This window comes from Nocardia sp. CA-084685 (assembly GCF_050955785.1).
GTDB lineage: Bacteria > Actinomycetota > Actinomycetes > Mycobacteriales > Mycobacteriaceae > Nocardia.
Genome location: NZ_CP192097.1, coordinates 19239 through 33528, shown reverse-complemented (window position 1 = coordinate 33528; position 14290 = coordinate 19239). Strand labels below are relative to the sequence as shown.

Annotated in this window: 15 protein-coding genes; 5 read left to right on the top strand and 10 right to left on the bottom strand. The window is 65.5% G+C overall.

From position 1 onward, the window contains the following. Nucleotides 1–43 precede the first annotated feature (43 nt). From ACQP2U_RS44010 to ACQP2U_RS43995, 4 genes are all read right to left on the bottom strand, one after another. Nucleotides 44–511 (bottom strand): hypothetical protein, encoded by a 468-nt coding sequence (locus ACQP2U_RS44010; protein ID WP_433717425.1) that lies wholly within the window; start codon nt 509–511, stop codon nt 44–46. 77 nt (nt 512–588) lie between these two features. Continuing rightward, nucleotides 589–1155, bottom strand: a complete 567-nt coding sequence (locus tag ACQP2U_RS44005) for an HNH endonuclease (RefSeq protein ID WP_433717485.1) — start codon at nt 1153–1155, stop codon at nt 589–591. After that, nucleotides 1148–1516 carry a hypothetical protein gene (locus tag ACQP2U_RS44000; RefSeq protein WP_433717483.1) on the bottom strand — a complete coding sequence of 123 codons (369 nt, stop codon included), beginning with the start codon at nt 1514–1516 and terminating at the stop codon, nt 1148–1150. Before ACQP2U_RS44000 ends, ACQP2U_RS44005 begins: the two co-directional genes overlap by 8 nt. Continuing rightward, entirely contained in the window at nt 1516–1842 is a 327-nt protein-coding gene (locus tag ACQP2U_RS43995; RefSeq protein WP_433717481.1) for a hypothetical protein, read from the bottom strand. The genes ACQP2U_RS44000 and ACQP2U_RS43995 overlap by 1 nt, the downstream gene beginning before the upstream one ends. A gap of 469 nt (nt 1843–2311) precedes the next feature. Here ACQP2U_RS43995 and ACQP2U_RS43990 point away from each other — a divergent pair, with 469 nt between their 5' ends. Beyond that, nucleotides 2312–2791 carry an ASCH domain-containing protein gene (locus ACQP2U_RS43990; RefSeq protein ID WP_433717479.1) on the top strand — a complete coding sequence of 160 codons (480 nt, stop codon included), beginning with the start codon at nt 2312–2314 and terminating at the stop codon, nt 2789–2791. Then, on the top strand, nt 2791–3390 hold the full coding sequence (locus ACQP2U_RS43985) for a recombinase family protein (protein WP_433717477.1): 600 nt from the start codon (nt 2791–2793) through the stop codon (nt 3388–3390). Before ACQP2U_RS43990 ends, ACQP2U_RS43985 begins: the two co-directional genes overlap by 1 nt. 1385 nt (nt 3391–4775) lie before the next feature. Here the strand turns inward: ACQP2U_RS43985 and ACQP2U_RS43980 are convergent. Further along, on the bottom strand, nt 4776–4991 hold the full coding sequence (locus tag ACQP2U_RS43980) for a hypothetical protein (RefSeq protein WP_433717475.1): 216 nt from the start codon (nt 4989–4991) through the stop codon (nt 4776–4778). Between the two features lie 271 nt (nt 4992–5262). Between ACQP2U_RS43980 and ACQP2U_RS43975 the strand changes: the two genes are divergently transcribed. From ACQP2U_RS43975 to ACQP2U_RS43965, 3 genes are all read left to right on the top strand, one after another. Beyond that, the gene (locus tag ACQP2U_RS43975; protein ID WP_433717473.1) at nt 5263–7143 is read left to right on the top strand and encodes a hypothetical protein; all 1881 of its coding nucleotides are present in this window, start codon (nt 5263–5265) and stop codon (nt 7141–7143) included. A 554-nt stretch (nt 7144–7697) separates the two neighbouring features. After that, nucleotides 7698–7955 carry a hypothetical protein gene (locus ACQP2U_RS43970; protein ID WP_433717471.1) on the top strand — a complete coding sequence of 86 codons (258 nt, stop codon included), beginning with the start codon at nt 7698–7700 and terminating at the stop codon, nt 7953–7955. A 536-nt stretch (nt 7956–8491) separates the two neighbouring features. Beyond that, nucleotides 8492–8674, top strand: coding sequence for a hypothetical protein (locus ACQP2U_RS43965; RefSeq protein ID WP_364359144.1), 183 nt, complete (start codon nt 8492–8494; stop codon nt 8672–8674). 283 nt (nt 8675–8957) lie between these two features. Here the strand turns inward: ACQP2U_RS43965 and ACQP2U_RS43960 are convergent, their stop codons facing one another. The 5 genes from ACQP2U_RS43960 to ACQP2U_RS43940 all read right to left on the bottom strand — a co-directional run bounded on the left by ACQP2U_RS43960 (nt 8958) and on the right by ACQP2U_RS43940 (nt 14263). Continuing rightward, nucleotides 8958–9149, bottom strand: coding sequence for a DUF6011 domain-containing protein (locus ACQP2U_RS43960; RefSeq protein ID WP_433717469.1), 192 nt, complete (start codon nt 9147–9149; stop codon nt 8958–8960). A 68-nt stretch (nt 9150–9217) separates the two neighbouring features. Further along, complete coding sequence (locus ACQP2U_RS43955; protein WP_433717467.1) at nt 9218–9553, bottom strand: hypothetical protein; 336 nt, start codon at nt 9551–9553, stop codon at nt 9218–9220. Continuing rightward, a complete protein-coding gene (locus ACQP2U_RS43950) occupies nt 9553–9798 on the bottom strand; it encodes a hypothetical protein (protein ID WP_433717465.1) in 246 nt (81 codons plus the stop codon). Before ACQP2U_RS43950 ends, ACQP2U_RS43955 begins: the two co-directional genes overlap by 1 nt. Before the next feature lie 40 nt (nt 9799–9838). Next, on the bottom strand, nt 9839–10087 hold the full coding sequence (locus tag ACQP2U_RS43945) for a hypothetical protein (RefSeq protein WP_433717463.1): 249 nt from the start codon (nt 10085–10087) through the stop codon (nt 9839–9841). 1497 nt (nt 10088–11584) lie between these two features. Next, nucleotides 11585–14263 carry a relaxase/mobilization nuclease domain-containing protein gene (locus ACQP2U_RS43940; protein ID WP_433717461.1) on the bottom strand — a complete coding sequence of 893 codons (2679 nt, stop codon included), beginning with the start codon at nt 14261–14263 and terminating at the stop codon, nt 11585–11587. Nucleotides 14264–14290 lie beyond the last annotated feature (27 nt).

Sequence of the window (14290 nt, the reverse complement as noted above, 5' to 3'; positions counted from 1 at the left end):
CGGCGGGGCCTTTCTTCTGTCGAGTTGGCGGACAGCTGCCCTGTCAGACCAACGCGGTACGGGAGCGGACCCACACGGCGCGCTCAGACTCCATCATCTCCAGCGCCGCGTCCGGATCCAGCCGCTCAGCTGTCCCGGTGACCACCACCAGACCCGCCCCGGTACGGTGCAGCTGCTCGACCTGCTGACGCCACTCCACATCCGACACCAGCTCACCCGCGTACACCTCACCGAGGCCGGTCGGACCCATGATCCGCACTGTGGTCATGTCCTCGGCGAGGGAGACCAGCCAGCCCGGCACCGGGTCGCCCGCGAACTCCAGGTCCAGCATCGGCCGGGCGCCGTGCGCGCGGACCGCCGACGTCCAAGCGTCCGCGGTCACCAACACGCCGGACGGTGCGATCTGGACGCTGCGGAACCGCGGCAACAGGATCACGACCGGCGTCGAGCCGATGACGGCGGTGAAGGTGACGGCCTGCTCGATCTCTGGCGTGAGATTCGGTTGAGACATGCTGACCGAGAGTACCTTTCGCCCGAACCCGGGGATCCCAACCATGTTGGGTGATGGTGCGCTGTAGATGGTGCTGTTCACCCGTCCGTGCCGCTTCGCGCGTGTTGGTTGATGTTGCGTTCGATCGTCTCCGACGACGGCTCGATGCGAAGGTTCGGATACCGGTTGTCGAGCCGGTTTTCGTTGCGGTGGGCCATATTCCAGCCATCCGGGATCGACCTGCGGTTGACTGCCTCCCAGATCACGCGCGACAACCGCCACTCCCTGCGCGTGCCGTCCTGATATTTCCGACCGGCCACCAAGTGCCCGTTCTTGACGCCGCCGAGTAGTTGCGGGGCACGTGTCGGGAAAATGCTGTACACCATGCCCAACGCGGGATGCACCTGCCAGCCGGTGGCCTCATGGATGAGCGTGTCCGGCAGCACAGCATCCGATGGCACGACAGCGAAACCAGGATCAACGAGAACATCAGCGAGGGTTGGGGGATGTTCTCGACGAAACGAGATCGCTCGTACCGAGTCTTCCCGATATCCCGTTACGGGTGTAACCAGGTTCTCGATGAGGATCTGGCGTGCTCGGCGCTCGTTGACACCCCAAAGGACGCCAACCTGCTCGATCGACAGCAACCGGCTCTCATCAGCCATGGCGCTTTCCTAACCAGGTCCGCAGCGTCTTGGCGCGCTGCACGCCGAGCCGGTCAGCGATCCGCGTTTCCGAGATCCCCTCGGCGGCTGCCAGGATCGCGAGCTGACGGGCCGCCGCGCGTGCTGCGGCCTCGGCCTGGCGGGTGCGGATCAACTCCGCCGCTGCGTCTTCCAAGGAGGTTTCACCAAGCCAGTATTGGACGGCAGCGGAAAGAGCCGCATCGCGTAGAGGTTGATCATCCGGGTCGGGATAGCGTTCGGCGACATCACCGGCGATATGGGCGAGTTGGTCGCGCCGCTCGGGAGTGAGTTCGTCCCAGGCGGGACCGGCCCATGCCTGGATCTCGTGCAGCTCGGCCATCAGATCTCCTCGATATTGCAGGCGTAGCAGTCGCAGTCGTAGGCGGGGACGGTTTCGCCGCCAACGGCCTGAGCGAAGGCGTTGCCCTCTTCGGTGCGGTGCGCGACGGGGGCGTGGTAGATGGGCATCTGCGCGACGGCGGCTTCGTAGAGCGCGCGAGCGAGACCTTCGCCGCGACGGTCCTTGCGGACCTCGATGTTCGCGATCTCGCTGCGGTCGGTGCAGACGTAGAGCTCGGCAGCGACGCCCTTGGCATCGGTGATTTCCCAGATGTGATTGCTGGTCCCGTCGCCGTAGTAGTCGCCGGTCCGGTAGATCACGCTCATGTACACCAGTGTACAGGTCTTGTGCACTGGTGTACAAAACTCGGTGCTTTCCGCCGCCTCCAGAATGGCCCTGGAATCTTGAAGCTGCGCGGAGCATGTCTCTATTTGGAAGAGACATGCATTCCTGGGTAACCGCGTTCCATACCGCCGCAGGTCACCGGGTGATTCCGCTCTGTGAGCCGTGGGGCGATTTGACCGCCCCACGTAATGCCCCACGGAATACGCCACGGAATGCCCCACGGAAAATCCTCGCCCTCGACCGGGATGGCGGAAACCCGCCAGACGTGTCAGCCGACCAGGTGGGCGCGCGCTGTCTCGAATCCTTGGTTTCGAGACACCTTCACAGCGGGACTGGTCGACGGAAGGAACAGCAGGTCAACAAGTCTCATAATCTATGCTCGAAATTCAGTCTCAAAATGTTGTCACATGATAAGATAATGAGACTTGCTTTCGAGTGGATGGGGAAGACATGGCGCTGAATGCAGAGGAGCTGGCCGAGATCGAGGCCGATGAGGACCTGCTCGACAGCCTTCGCGCTGCAGCGATGGTGATGACCCCTGCCAAGGCGCTCAGCGTGCGGCGCCCGTGGGCCAACCTGATCGTCGCGGGACACAAGCCGATAGAGAACCGCACCTGGAGCACCCGCTACCGCGGTGAGGTGGTGATCCATGCCGGGGCCCGCTGGGAGCGCGACGGAGCCGACCTTGCTGCGGCCCTGAACATCTCGGGCTTCGCGTCCTCGGCGCAGTGCCCGTCTGGATATCTCGGTGTGGCCCAACTCAGGGACGTGCACCGCGCGGCGGGATGTTGCGCGCCGTGGGGCCAGCAGGATCAAGGCGTCTACCACTGGGTGTTCACCGATGCGGTCGCGCTACCCGCGCCGGTGCCGGGACCGGGGCGGCTCGGGCTGTATCGGGTACCCGCTGACGTGCGGGCGGTGCTGCGCTGATGGATTTCGGGTACGCCCGGGTCTCGACCACCCACCAAGACCTCGAACGCCAGCTCGTCGCTCTGGCCGAGCACGGGATCACCGAAGACCGGATCTACGCCGACAAGAAGACCGGCGCCACCGTCGACCGCCCGAAGTTCCAGGAAATGCTGGGCTACGCCCGCCCCGGCGACACCATCGTGGCGACCAACCTGGACCGACTCGGCCGCAACCTGCGCGAGTGCCTCAACGTCATCCACGACCTCACCGAGCGCGGTGTCGGGGTCAAGACCCTGCGGGATCCGCTGCCGATCGACACCACCGACACTTCGGGCATGGCGGAGATCTCCGTAGCGATGCTGGCGCTGTTCGCGCACATGGAGCGCGTGTTCATGCGGGAAAGGGCGGCCCACGCCCGTGAGGTCGCCGCCGCCCAAGGCAAGCAGCCCGGCCGACCCCGCAAGCTCAGCGCCGCACAGCTCGCCGCGGCACGGGCCGCGCTGCGCGAGGACCAACCCGCCGCCCAGGTCGCCGAAGCGTTCGGGGTATCGCGGGCCACCCTGTACCGCTACCTCGCCGAAGCCCCCGCCGCTCAACCAAGCGCCGCGAACACCGAATGAGCGGATGCCGTCGACTCGTACTCGATGTCGTCGACCAACCCGTGACCGCCCACGAGGGCCGCTTGCGGCGGCCCGGTCGGCGCTTGTTAGCCCTGGTAGATGCGAGATTCCCCTACCCAACCGGCTTCCAGCGGCGGCGTTTCGGACTTGATGAAGTTCCGACCGATCGATCTTTCGAAGATTCACAAAGTGCACCGACCCATCGCATGCGAAACCACGACTGATGCGAAAGTTCACAACAGCAGTCGTGAATACTGATGCGAAAGTTCCCGCAACACTCCCGAGACGACTGATGGAAAGATGTACAGATACGCCTGACGGCAACGAGCGATCTGGCGAAATATTTCTGGAATGCTCCACGTGTCAGTCACATAGTTTTGAAAAGTAGTCTGAACTCATCAGATGCGAAGATCTGAAAGTTGCGACGCAAGGCTAATGCGAAGAACATTAAATTGGACTGCGGTGAGTCTTCTCAGATTGAGAAGACTTACACTGGTACCGTGCTTCGTGGAACATGAGGTACATGGTGGTGCGCACAGTCGTCAGACGTCAGCGGACCCCGCCAACAGAAGAAGCCCCGTCCCGCTGCGTGCGGAACGGGGACCCCCTCTCCTGTTACGTGCCAGGCCTGCTAAGCGGACACGTACAGGGACGCCGACGCCAGTCCTGCGGCCATCGCTGCGGTGCTGGCGTCGCTGCATTCCGCAGGATTCTGCAGAACCACAGCCAGTACGTTCAGCACTGCGACGACGACCATGCACCAGGACTTCGCCGATCCACTCCCGTCTTCTTGGGAGCCATCCGATCTCTCACTCATATGTGTTTTCGCCTCTCACCGTGATGCCCGCCACCACTGATGGCGACGGGCTAAATCCCCCACCGGTTGTATGGGGGCGGACTGAGGTCCTCCGATAAAGGAGGACGTCACGGAAGAGCGGGTCGAACACGAGCCGGTCGGACCACGCCGATATTACTCGAACACCGCCACGAGATTCACCCCGGCAGCGTTCGTGTCGCCGAAGACCGTGCCACTTCCGAGCATTTTGCTCGGAAGTACGAAAGTGCGGTTCTAAAGAAAGTCTGTAATAGCGCAATAAAATGCCTGCATAACCGCCGTCGCATGCCCGCCGCGTCCCTCTCGGCCCCAAAGCAGACCATGCGACACACCGAAGAATTCGACACGCGTATCACGGCCTCGCCACCATGTTTCACCGGTCGGGTCGCCGCTTACGCCGCCAGGCCCCTGAAGGCCGATGGTGGCGTAGCTACCTGGCAACGATCACTGCTGATCTTGACGGGTCGCGGGCGGGATTGACCAGGATTGGGTGAACCCGGCGCTACGGCCACCAGGTGCCCACGCCATTGTGAGCACCTGGTGGACAGCGCTACTTCTTCAGGAAGACCCGGTAGGTGCCGACCACGAATCCTGCGGCGGCGGTGAGGACGGCCGCGCTGGCGTTGCCGACGAGGACCAGGGCGAGTAGAGCGGCCACGATCAAGGCCAGAGCGATCAGATCGGTGATCCGCCGGTAGACCCAGGCGGGGACGTGCCGGGGCTGGGGATCCTGGTCTTCCGGCTCCGGAGTGTGGTGCGAGACCATGAGGTGTCGGGCCCTTTCTGAGTTCGGCCTGAACCGAGGTGGACCCGCAGCGTTGCCTGCCAAGTTCCGATGCGGGTCTTACCTGGGACGTTCGCCATGGCGGCGACCGCACCGCTATCCAAGGGCGGGGACTATTTTTCCGTCTACTCCCGATGTTTTTTGACCTGGTCCAGACCTGTTGTCCGCCGCCATATCTGGGTTGTCCCGATGAAGTTCTACGATTGTCCCGCTACCGATCTTGGTGAGGGACAATGCAATAGCTGGAGGGGCTGTGTCGCGGGAGAACCAACGAGCTGGACACCCCCTGCGCACCGTGCCGGAAGATTTCCCCAAGAGCCTGCCGCACCCGACGCGAGTACTGAACGCCGCGCTCAACCAGCTGATGATCGATGCGGGTCTGACGCGTAAGCAAGTGATCGCGATGGCCGGACTCGACCTCACCGACAAGCAGTGCTCGCGCCAGATGGGAGAAAGACGGGCCGGACCGAGCTTGTCGTTGTTCGAGGCGATTCTGTCTGCCGCGGCACACAAGCTCGACATATCGGTCGATGAACTGGGCCGGACTTATCTGCCTCTGTTGCGCCAAGCCCAAGCCGCCGCTTCCGGTTCGAACCCGATGACCGGGAGTATTGCCGGACAACTCGGTAGTTCTCCGGCAGTACTCCCGGTCATCGGCGTGAGTATCCCGGGCCCGGCGCGCACGCTGGCGGAGAAAGCCGAATGGCTGGCCAACCTGCTGGTCGACAACGATGAGCAACGCGCCGCCGCCGAACTCGACGACGTGTTCGGCCAGGACAATTCGATGTTGGTCGAAGCCCTGGTCAAGGTGGGCGCTCTTGATCCCGGCATGATCGCGGCGCTGCTGGACGAAATCCGCAGACGTGACGGCGATCCGCGAAGTACCAGTCTTTTCGAGGCGATCCGGAGCCGTGATGAGCAGGTCGCTCACAGGATCGCCGCAGTCCCTCTCCGAGAAGCAGCAGGCCGCAAACCCAGCATTCTCGAGTCGGATCCGGTGCGCTTGTTCGGCCGACGCATGGCCACACTGATCCAGAAGGGGCACGCCGACCAGGCCTGCCGCGAGATCGTCGCCCGCATCGGGGAACTTCTGCGCGCCACGCAAACCGAGAGCATCCTCGGCGGGATCATCGAGAGCAGCTCCAACGGTCCCGCCCTGGCCAGCGCGCTGCTGTCGGTCATGGCAGAAGACCACCGCGAGGAGATGTTCCGCTGCGTCGTTCAACTCCTGCGCCACGCTCGATCCGCCGAGCGGATCGACCTGCTCTGCAGCCTCGACGATGCCCTCACCCCCGAAATGCGCGCAACCATCCTGTTGCTGCTCAGCCGAAACAGTCGCCTGCCCAACACGCACGGACTCGACAGCGAGGAGCTCTATGACCTCGCCATCTTCATGAAGACGCTGCGCGAGACATCCACGCGCCTGATCGCCGTGGTGGCCGATGAACCGATCGCCCACTCCCGTGACCTCGCCGCCGGTCACCTGGTGGAGTCGATTCCCCACTTCGGGCCGATCCTCGGGTTGATGGTCGCGGCCCGATTCACCCACACCGTGCACCTGCTGGCCCGCGCCCTGTCGGACTGGGATGCGCGCGTGCAGGCCTTCAACGGGTTCCCCGCCTGGTATCAACCCGTCAAAGACCTCGCCGGCGCCGTCCTCGGTATGCCCGCCGGGATGCAACTCACCTCCGAGATGCTCACCCGCCATCCCCGTAGTGGCGCGCTTCTCTTCGATGCCATGCAATCTCTGAACCACGCCCGGTTCCCTGTGCTGCTCGCCGAGCTCGTCGCCAACCACGTCACCGTCGACGCGCTCGCCCAGACCATCGTCGGCGTCGATGAAGAACCACGACGACTGCGGATCTTCGAGAAACTGATCAAGGACACCCCCACCGACGCCGACCCGATCATGCGGCAGATCGTCGCCAAGTACCCGGCCCAGATCAACAAAATGCTGCCGCTGGCGGGCAAGCATGCTCCCCAGTTCACCGAACGCATGATCGAACTCCTCAGCGACCAGAAATCGCGGAAACCGCGCAGCCCCAACCCCTACGCGGCCGCCCCTACCACCATCGCAGAACTACTCCCGATCAACCGCGGCCAACCGGATGGGCCTGATCATCGAACAGGATGACCTCGGGAACAGCTGCCTACGTTGTAACCGCCGATAGCAAGCGAGATGTGGGCGTCAGAGCCCGGCTGATCCCCGCCGAGGCGCGAGGCCAAGCGTGTCGTGTAGAACCTTGCGGGCGTCGCGGCGTCGGGTTTGGTTGGGATGCGCGACCGCGAATACGCCAGCCACAAGCAGGAGCAGTCCGCTGTAGTGCACTTCCGCCGTACGCCCCGACCGGCGGACTGAGCGGACCCGAAACCATGCCACCGCGAGGGCGGTGGCGCCTGCGAGGACTTCTATCATCGCGACTTCTCCCTGGTCGATCGTTGATTCGATATCGGGAGACTAGGAGCGCGATCCTCCACATTGCAGCATCCATGCACTTCTCGTGACCGCCGCGTAATCGGTGACGACGCAACGGCGTGGCGAACCGGAGAGCACCATCTCACGGCGCGCTGACCGGCCGATCGTTTCGGCCTTCCGCGTCATACTTCGATCATGGGGTATGAGGCCGTGCGGCGGCATTCTCGCAGGGGACAGGTCGGCGGAAGCTATATGAGTGAGGGTGGTAAGCCGTGAGCGCCCGACGCGGACGCGCGCGGCCGGGGCGTTACCGGTCCCCGTATGTCCACGGCTACCGCAGTGCATCGCCCATGCCGATCCTGTGGGCACTCGGGGCACTCGTGGGCGGTGTGGTCCTGCTGCTGCTCGTGCTGGCCCTCACGCACCTGGGATCCACCAACAGGCCGTCCGATACCGCCGTGGTGCCCTCGACCGTCGCGCCCGCGCAGCCGAGCGGCCCGCCGCAGCGGTGTTTCCCATTCCAGTGCTGACCCGGCCGCGTCGCTGACGATCGAAGCTGCCGCGCCCTCCCTCAACGGGAGGGCTTGCCACCCAATCCCCATACGCACCTATGAGGGCGGTCGAAGTCGTCGACTCCTACTCGATGTCGACGGTCCTGTGGTGCGTCGGGCGCTTCGGGTCCCTGCGGTCTTCAACGCCCCCACGACGACACATTGTGGCGCAGATCACTCGATGCTCCGGAAACCCACGCTCAGCCCCGATCCGGACTGATCCAGACTGATCCGAATCAATCCGTCGGCGTCAGGGCAAGCTTCGCGCAAACACGCCCTGCACCCTCCATTTAGTGCCATGCGACACGCCGTAAGCACAGGTTGTCGGTGTGCATCAGGTACGGTCTGCATCACTCAGGTCGGACGTATGTTCGGCCCGATCAATCGCCGCCCGTCCGACTTCGGTACGGGCCTCGAACCTCGCCGCGAACGGCGTGGCATCGGACGAGCTCCGGTGTTCACTACAGGTCGCCGGACGAGCTCCGGCGGCTGCGATTGAGAGGGCATCCGAATACATGGATGACCAGGAGGAGCCCCCGGACAACAACGGGGACGGCGCCAAGCACTGGATTTCGCTCACGGTGTCGGTGCTGGGACTGATCGAGATTCTGCTGCCCTATTGGGTAGGAGACAGCGCCAGCCCGGTAACCGGAGCTACCGAGCTGGCGTTGTGGTATCTGCACGCGATCGGCGCCTAGGAAGCTAATCCGATCAACAGCAGGGCCGGGTTTGGGCCGGACATTTGCGTATAGGCGCGGTGTCCGGCCCGCATCCGTTTTTCGCCGGGGTGTTCCATTTGGGTTATTTGGGTTTCATTTGGAACAGCGGCACAGGCGTGGACACTATCACCCCCATGGTTCCCGCCCTGGTTATCGACCCAAAACGTGGCGCGCCAGTCGTCACCCGGTCACCTTTGTTGACGTCACGGGGTCACCTTTGTGGAAGCAACCGGAGACGTAGCGGACTAGCCTCGGTGTCCGATTAGGCGGCCATGTCCGGGACGTCGAACAGCGTCAGCTCCCGCGCGGCCTGGGCTCGCAATTCGGCGCGTTCACGTGCCTCGCAGGTCGGGCCGATGCGTGCCGCGACCGATCCCGGTGACATGAGCCAGCCGTTACACCGGCGGCAGTGCACTACGAGCTTCACCGTGGGCTGCTCGTCGGTCTCGGCCATATCGCTCTCCTCCCGGCCACAAGCAGATATGCCAGCCAGCCTCGCATGTAGCACCGACACACACGGCGCTACGCCGCAAGGGCGCGGTAGTCGCAACTGCGGCAATACCATCCAGGCTCCCCGGCCAGCCGCGCCGCGTGCAGCATCTCCCCGCACTCGGGACACAGCGGCGGGCGGTCCAAGGCCCACCGGTCGATCACGTCGACCAGCGATACCCCAAGGCCGTCGCCAGCGAGCAGTTCGACGGATCGGTCGTAGATCCGGATCTGGGTGTAGGTGTCGGCCCGCAGCGCCGACAAGCGCGCGTCCTCGACAAGCTCGTCGAGATCATCTGATCCGATCCGGACGGTCAGCACACCCACGCCCGGCGTCGGGATATGGACTTCCAGTCGGAATCGGGACATCAGCTGCCTACCCGAGTGGGCTGATGGTGGTAGTCGGGCCGCAGGGTCACGAGGTATTCGCCGAGAGTGCTGCGGCAGGCGACGCTGTAGGCGACCACCCGGCTGTCGTCGCTCGGACTGCGGTGCACCTGGGCAATGACCCCGGTGCGGTGCACCGCCACCGGATCCTCGGGCTCGACACCGCGCCCGTGGGTGTCCGACCACCAGGTGACCCGGTCGCCCACCGCGAGAGATGTATCGAACATACTTTCGAGTCTGGCACAGGTCGCTTAGGTCGGCGCGCGCCTATATCAGGATCACCAGCGCGATGAACACGGCGAGCACCAGCAGCGCGCGCGGCACCCACCAGAACATCGGTCGTCGCAGTGGCGTGAGGTCGAGTTTGCCCTCCCGCTCGAGCTGGAGCAGGATCCCGGCAGCGCGCCACTGGCCCGGCGTGATGTGCTGTGGCTCCAGCTGCTGCCGGTACGGGCAGTAGGGATAGGGATGCCACCCCATCGGACAGGTGCAGACATACCGCGTGAACTGAGTCATCGCCGCGCCCCCTTCCCACCAGTCGCCCCTGGGCCGCCTGCCGCGGGGCGACTGTCTCGGTGTGGCGAGCGTAGCGGCAACTCCCGACGATGCCTACCAAGTCGGTCGGCCGACCGCGCCCCAACCCCTCACACACGCCACCTCACGCATCGAACCAACATCCACACTTCGCCAACTCACCCACACGCAACATTTTCGCATCCACCACGCCCACCCCTTTTTTCACCATCCCCAACGTGCAGACCTCTTGCATCTAAGGTAACGAAACGGTAACGGACCAGGGTATTTCGTCCGGACGAAAAGCCAGCGAAAACCGACACACCCTCTGCACTGTCGTGGCTTCCGGGCGGATTCCTAGCCGGTATTCGTCCGGCGAAAATCGCTACGCTGACGGAAATGGAGCAGCGGAGATGCCCGCGGTGCGGCGAGAAGGTGTTCGATCTCCCGCGCGGCCGTCCCCGAGTGTGGTGCTCAGATGACTGTCGACGCCGCGGCGCCGAGCAAGGAATCCGCGTCCATGAGATCCGCGTCGACCGCGAGGTCTTTGTGCCGCGCACACCGGACAGTGCGGTGGATCTGGTGCTATCCGACGCCGAAGCCACTCACCGCTTGCTCCGCAATCTGGCCGACTGGATCCGCCGACACCCCCTCGACGATGACCTTGCGCGACTGCGCCATCGACACTGGCACCCGCTCATCAGTGACCTGTGGTCTGCCTACAACGAGGCTCTCGGCGAGCCACCACGGCAACTACCCGGTCCGCACCGCCGAGCCGAGCCTCCGCCGGTCCCGCCGACCCAGCCGCCGCCTCCGGCGGACCCGCCAGCAACCAGCACCGCAGACCCCTCTGCCCCGAACCAGCCGAACCGACAGCAGCGGCGTCGACGGTCGCGCAAGAAGCGTCGTCGCTGACGCCTGGATCCGGAGAGCAAAGTTATGTACTTGGACGTGCTAAGTGAGGTAGCCGGGTGTCTGGACAGCTGGCTATAAGCGCGTGCTGGGTGCTTTGAGGGCAAGCGGGCGTAGCCCGTGCGGCAGCACCTTCTAAGGCGACCGACATGCCAACCGCAGCGCACGCACCGAGCCCGCCGGGGCCGCCGACACTCCCTCCCCTGTGTCATTCCTCGATGCCTTTTCCGTCCAGCCCCGCCCCCGATTTTTCTTGACCACCCTCGATCTGTTTCTCTATCGCGGATTGAGGGTGGTCAAGAAAACGGCAGCCTGCGAACGAGGGGGCGGGGGCTGAATGGAAAAACCCCAGCTCTCGCTCACGTTCTGGGGGTGGATTAGCCCCTGGATTAGCCCTGGACCAGGCCCGCGATTAGCCCCTGGGCCCTTTCCCTGAGCTAATCCAGGGGCTAGTCCAGGGGCTAATCCAGGGTCGCGACCAGCCTCGCGACTGAGGTAGCGACCAGCCTCGCGCTACATGCGCGTCCCTAGTCGCGAGGCTAATCGCGACCCTGGTCGCGAGTCTCGACCCCCGTGCGGCAGCCCGTCCTACATGCCGATTCCCTGGCCGGCGCTGGGTCCGCGATCCGGTCCCCGGAACGGCCTGCGAGGGTCTGCGGGGCGCTCGGTCCCCACCGACCGCTTCGGACCCGTGGTCCTGGCCTTCGACTGGGTGCGGACCTCGGCGGCCCGCTGCTCGGGGGTGAGCTGTTCTCGCCGGGCGTGCTCGGTTTCCACCTTCTCCAGGTTGCGTTGCAAGTGCTGCAGGTAGGTGGTGTCGTCGCCGAGATCCTGCGCGTCTTGGTGCCGCGCCGAGCTGAGCCGCCGTTTCTGACGCTGCTCCTGGGCCTCGAACAGGATCGCGTCCCATTCGCTGGCCGGAGCACCGGTCGCTTTGGCTGCGATCTCGGCGGCCTTGCGGACTCGGGCAGCCTCCGGTGCGAGGTCCTGCCGCTCCCCGGCGACCTTGTCGACCTCGGCCTGCTTCTTCTTCCGGGCCAGCATCCGACGCCCCGACAGCGCGTCCAGCTCCTGCTGCAACCGCGTGTGCGTCGTGGTGAGATCGTGCTCCTTGGTGCTGATCTCGTCGGCGGCGCGCTGGGCCTGCTGCGCGGCCGGGATCTTCGCCGCCTTCTGCGTCAGCTCGGCGTTGTCGGCGCTGACCTGGCGGGTGTGCGGGCCACCGTGCTCGTTGCGGTCAGCGATATCAGCGACCAACAATGCGACCTCGGTCCGCAGATGCTGCAGCTCGGTGTCGAGCCAGTCATCCGACCACCGGGCCGGAGCGATGTCGTCGCTGACGAAACCACTGCTCGCCACAGCAGCGGCCCGCAGCGTCGAGCGCTGATCCGCGGACAGCTCGGTGTAGTACGCCCGCCGCCTCGGTTTCACCTCGGCGCCCGGCTGGGTCGGCGGTGTGAGCGGCCCTTGCGCGGCGGCGAGCTTCTTCGCCCGATCCGTCTGGTCCTGCGAGCCGCGGTTGGCGTCCTCGGATTCGGGTGCGCTCGTGTGGCCGGCCGCGCGCTTCGCTGCACGCTCGGCAGCGGAAGTGAACACAGCGGCAGCGTCGCGATCCCACTGGGCGCGGCGCGCTTCGAGGTCGCTCTCCCACTGCGCCCGCACCGGATCCAGATGCTCGCGGGTCATGTGTTCCACCGCCAGGGCACGCCCGAGCTCACCTCGTGCCCGGTGCGCTCGCGCGACCGCCAATGCGATCGCGATGGCGATGGCGAGCAACACGAACATCAACGCCACCAGCACGATGGCGACCTGCGCGGCGATATCGTCGTCGCGCACACGACCGGATCCGCGCCCCTGGGGCTTGGATCGGGCGGGTTGATCGAGCAGCAGCCGCGCTACATCCCCCAGTGCTGTCGGATGCGTTCCCGGCGGCGGCCGGTACCGGTCGGTGCGGCGCGGCATCTGCGCTGAGCGCGTCAACGAATCGGCGGCCGCCGCGAACGCTCCTGGCTGATCGCCTTCGAGATGCTCGCTCCATGCGGCGAAAACACCGGCAGCCTGACCAGCGAGCCACGCCCACTGGGCGCGGTCGCCGTGCGGCACCTCCGCCAGCCGGTCGCGCCACTGCCCGGCCTCGGCCGCGGCTTGCTGCCACGCCTCGACACCGTCACCACCGGCCCGGGCTGCCCGCCCGGATGTGGTGGTGCGGCCTTTCCACGCGGCCAACGCGTCGGCGCGGCCCGCAGGGCTGTCGTCCCACTGCTGCTCACGCAACGCCGCCAACGACAGATCCCCGGCCAGTTTCCCGCCGCCGACCCACGGCCCGACCTCGGCACCGTCGCGGCGAAATCGCACCGAATAGCCGGTCACCTCATCGGTGCCCCCGGCCGCGTAGCGGGGCCGGATCGAGATCCCCGCCCCGCGCAGACCCGTAACGAACTCGGTCTCGGACTCGGCCGCGCCCGCGTACGCGCGCACCAACCGGCGCAGCCGCTCGCGCTCGGTCTCCGGGGTACCGAGCCGCTTGGACCGCTCGATCTCCGCGCGGCTGTTCCCTGACAGCCCTCCGCCCTCTTTCCGCGACGCCAGCACCTGCAGCCCGAACTCACGCTCCAACTCGCCGCAGACCTCATCGGCACGATTCCAATCGCCCCTCGCCCTCCCCGGCCCGTAGTCGAACGTGGAGACCTTGCTGCCGTCCTCACGGATCAGTGAGGCCGCGATGTGGATGTGGTCCTGGCCCTCGCCCGTCTCGCCGGAATGCCCATGCCGCACCGCCGCCCACCGGGCCTGGGCGACCTTGCCGTCCTTGGTGCCGGTGAATCCCATGCGAGACATGAACTCGTTGACGACCTGCGACCACTTCGCGTCGTCAAGCTCCTCCCCCGGCTGCAACGCCAGCACGCAATGCCACACCGGGGCATTGCGCATCACGGACTTCTCACCCTTGCCCGCGGGCTCGACCACATCCATGCCCAGCTCGCGGCCACCCACCCCCACCGCGACCGGCTTGGCCTTCATCCGCACTTGCGTTCCGTACAACGTGCGCGGGATCTCGATCTCGTGCGCCACCGCCAGCGCCGCCTCCCGTGCGGCCGCTTTGACCTCGGCGCTCTCGCCCTCGAAATGCTCCAGCCACGCCGCGCGCATCACCGTGGGTGAGCCTGCGATGATGTGCCTGTCCTTGTGCTCGTTGTGGTCGCCGCTGCCCAACAAATAGACCATCAGGCCGCCGAGCTTCTGCCCGCGCCGGATCTTCGCGATCACCTCGCCCACCCCCGCACCCGCAGGCCT

What these genes read in the sequence shown, in the direction of transcription:
- ACQP2U_RS44005 (WP_433717485.1), bottom strand. Translation starts at nt 1,155, where the DNA reads ATGGCTGATGAGAGCCGGTTGCTGTCGATCGAGCAGGTTGGCGTCCTT.
- ACQP2U_RS44000 (WP_433717483.1), bottom strand. Translation starts at nt 1,516, where the DNA reads ATGGCCGAGCTGCACGAGATCCAGGCATGGGCCGGTCCCGCCTGGGAC.
- ACQP2U_RS44010 (WP_433717425.1), bottom strand. Translation starts at nt 511, where the DNA reads ATGTCTCAACCGAATCTCACGCCAGAGATCGAGCAGGCCGTCACCTTC.
- ACQP2U_RS43985 (WP_433717477.1), top strand. Translation starts at nt 2,791, where the DNA reads ATGGATTTCGGGTACGCCCGGGTCTCGACCACCCACCAAGACCTCGAA.
- ACQP2U_RS43965 (WP_364359144.1), top strand. Translation starts at nt 8,492, where the DNA reads ATGGATGACCAGGAGGAGCCCCCGGACAACAACGGGGACGGCGCCAAG.
- ACQP2U_RS43995 (WP_433717481.1), bottom strand. Translation starts at nt 1,842, where the DNA reads ATGAGCGTGATCTACCGGACCGGCGACTACTACGGCGACGGGACCAGC.
- ACQP2U_RS43945 (WP_433717463.1), bottom strand. Translation starts at nt 10,087, where the DNA reads ATGACTCAGTTCACGCGGTATGTCTGCACCTGTCCGATGGGGTGGCAT.
- ACQP2U_RS43950 (WP_433717465.1), bottom strand. Translation starts at nt 9,798, where the DNA reads ATGTTCGATACATCTCTCGCGGTGGGCGACCGGGTCACCTGGTGGTCG.
- ACQP2U_RS43980 (WP_433717475.1), bottom strand. Translation starts at nt 4,991, where the DNA reads ATGGTCTCGCACCACACTCCGGAGCCGGAAGACCAGGATCCCCAGCCC.
- ACQP2U_RS43990 (WP_433717479.1), top strand. Translation starts at nt 2,312, where the DNA reads ATGGCGCTGAATGCAGAGGAGCTGGCCGAGATCGAGGCCGATGAGGAC.
- ACQP2U_RS43960 (WP_433717469.1), bottom strand. Translation starts at nt 9,149, where the DNA reads ATGGCCGAGACCGACGAGCAGCCCACGGTGAAGCTCGTAGTGCACTGC.
- ACQP2U_RS43955 (WP_433717467.1), bottom strand. Translation starts at nt 9,553, where the DNA reads ATGTCCCGATTCCGACTGGAAGTCCATATCCCGACGCCGGGCGTGGGT.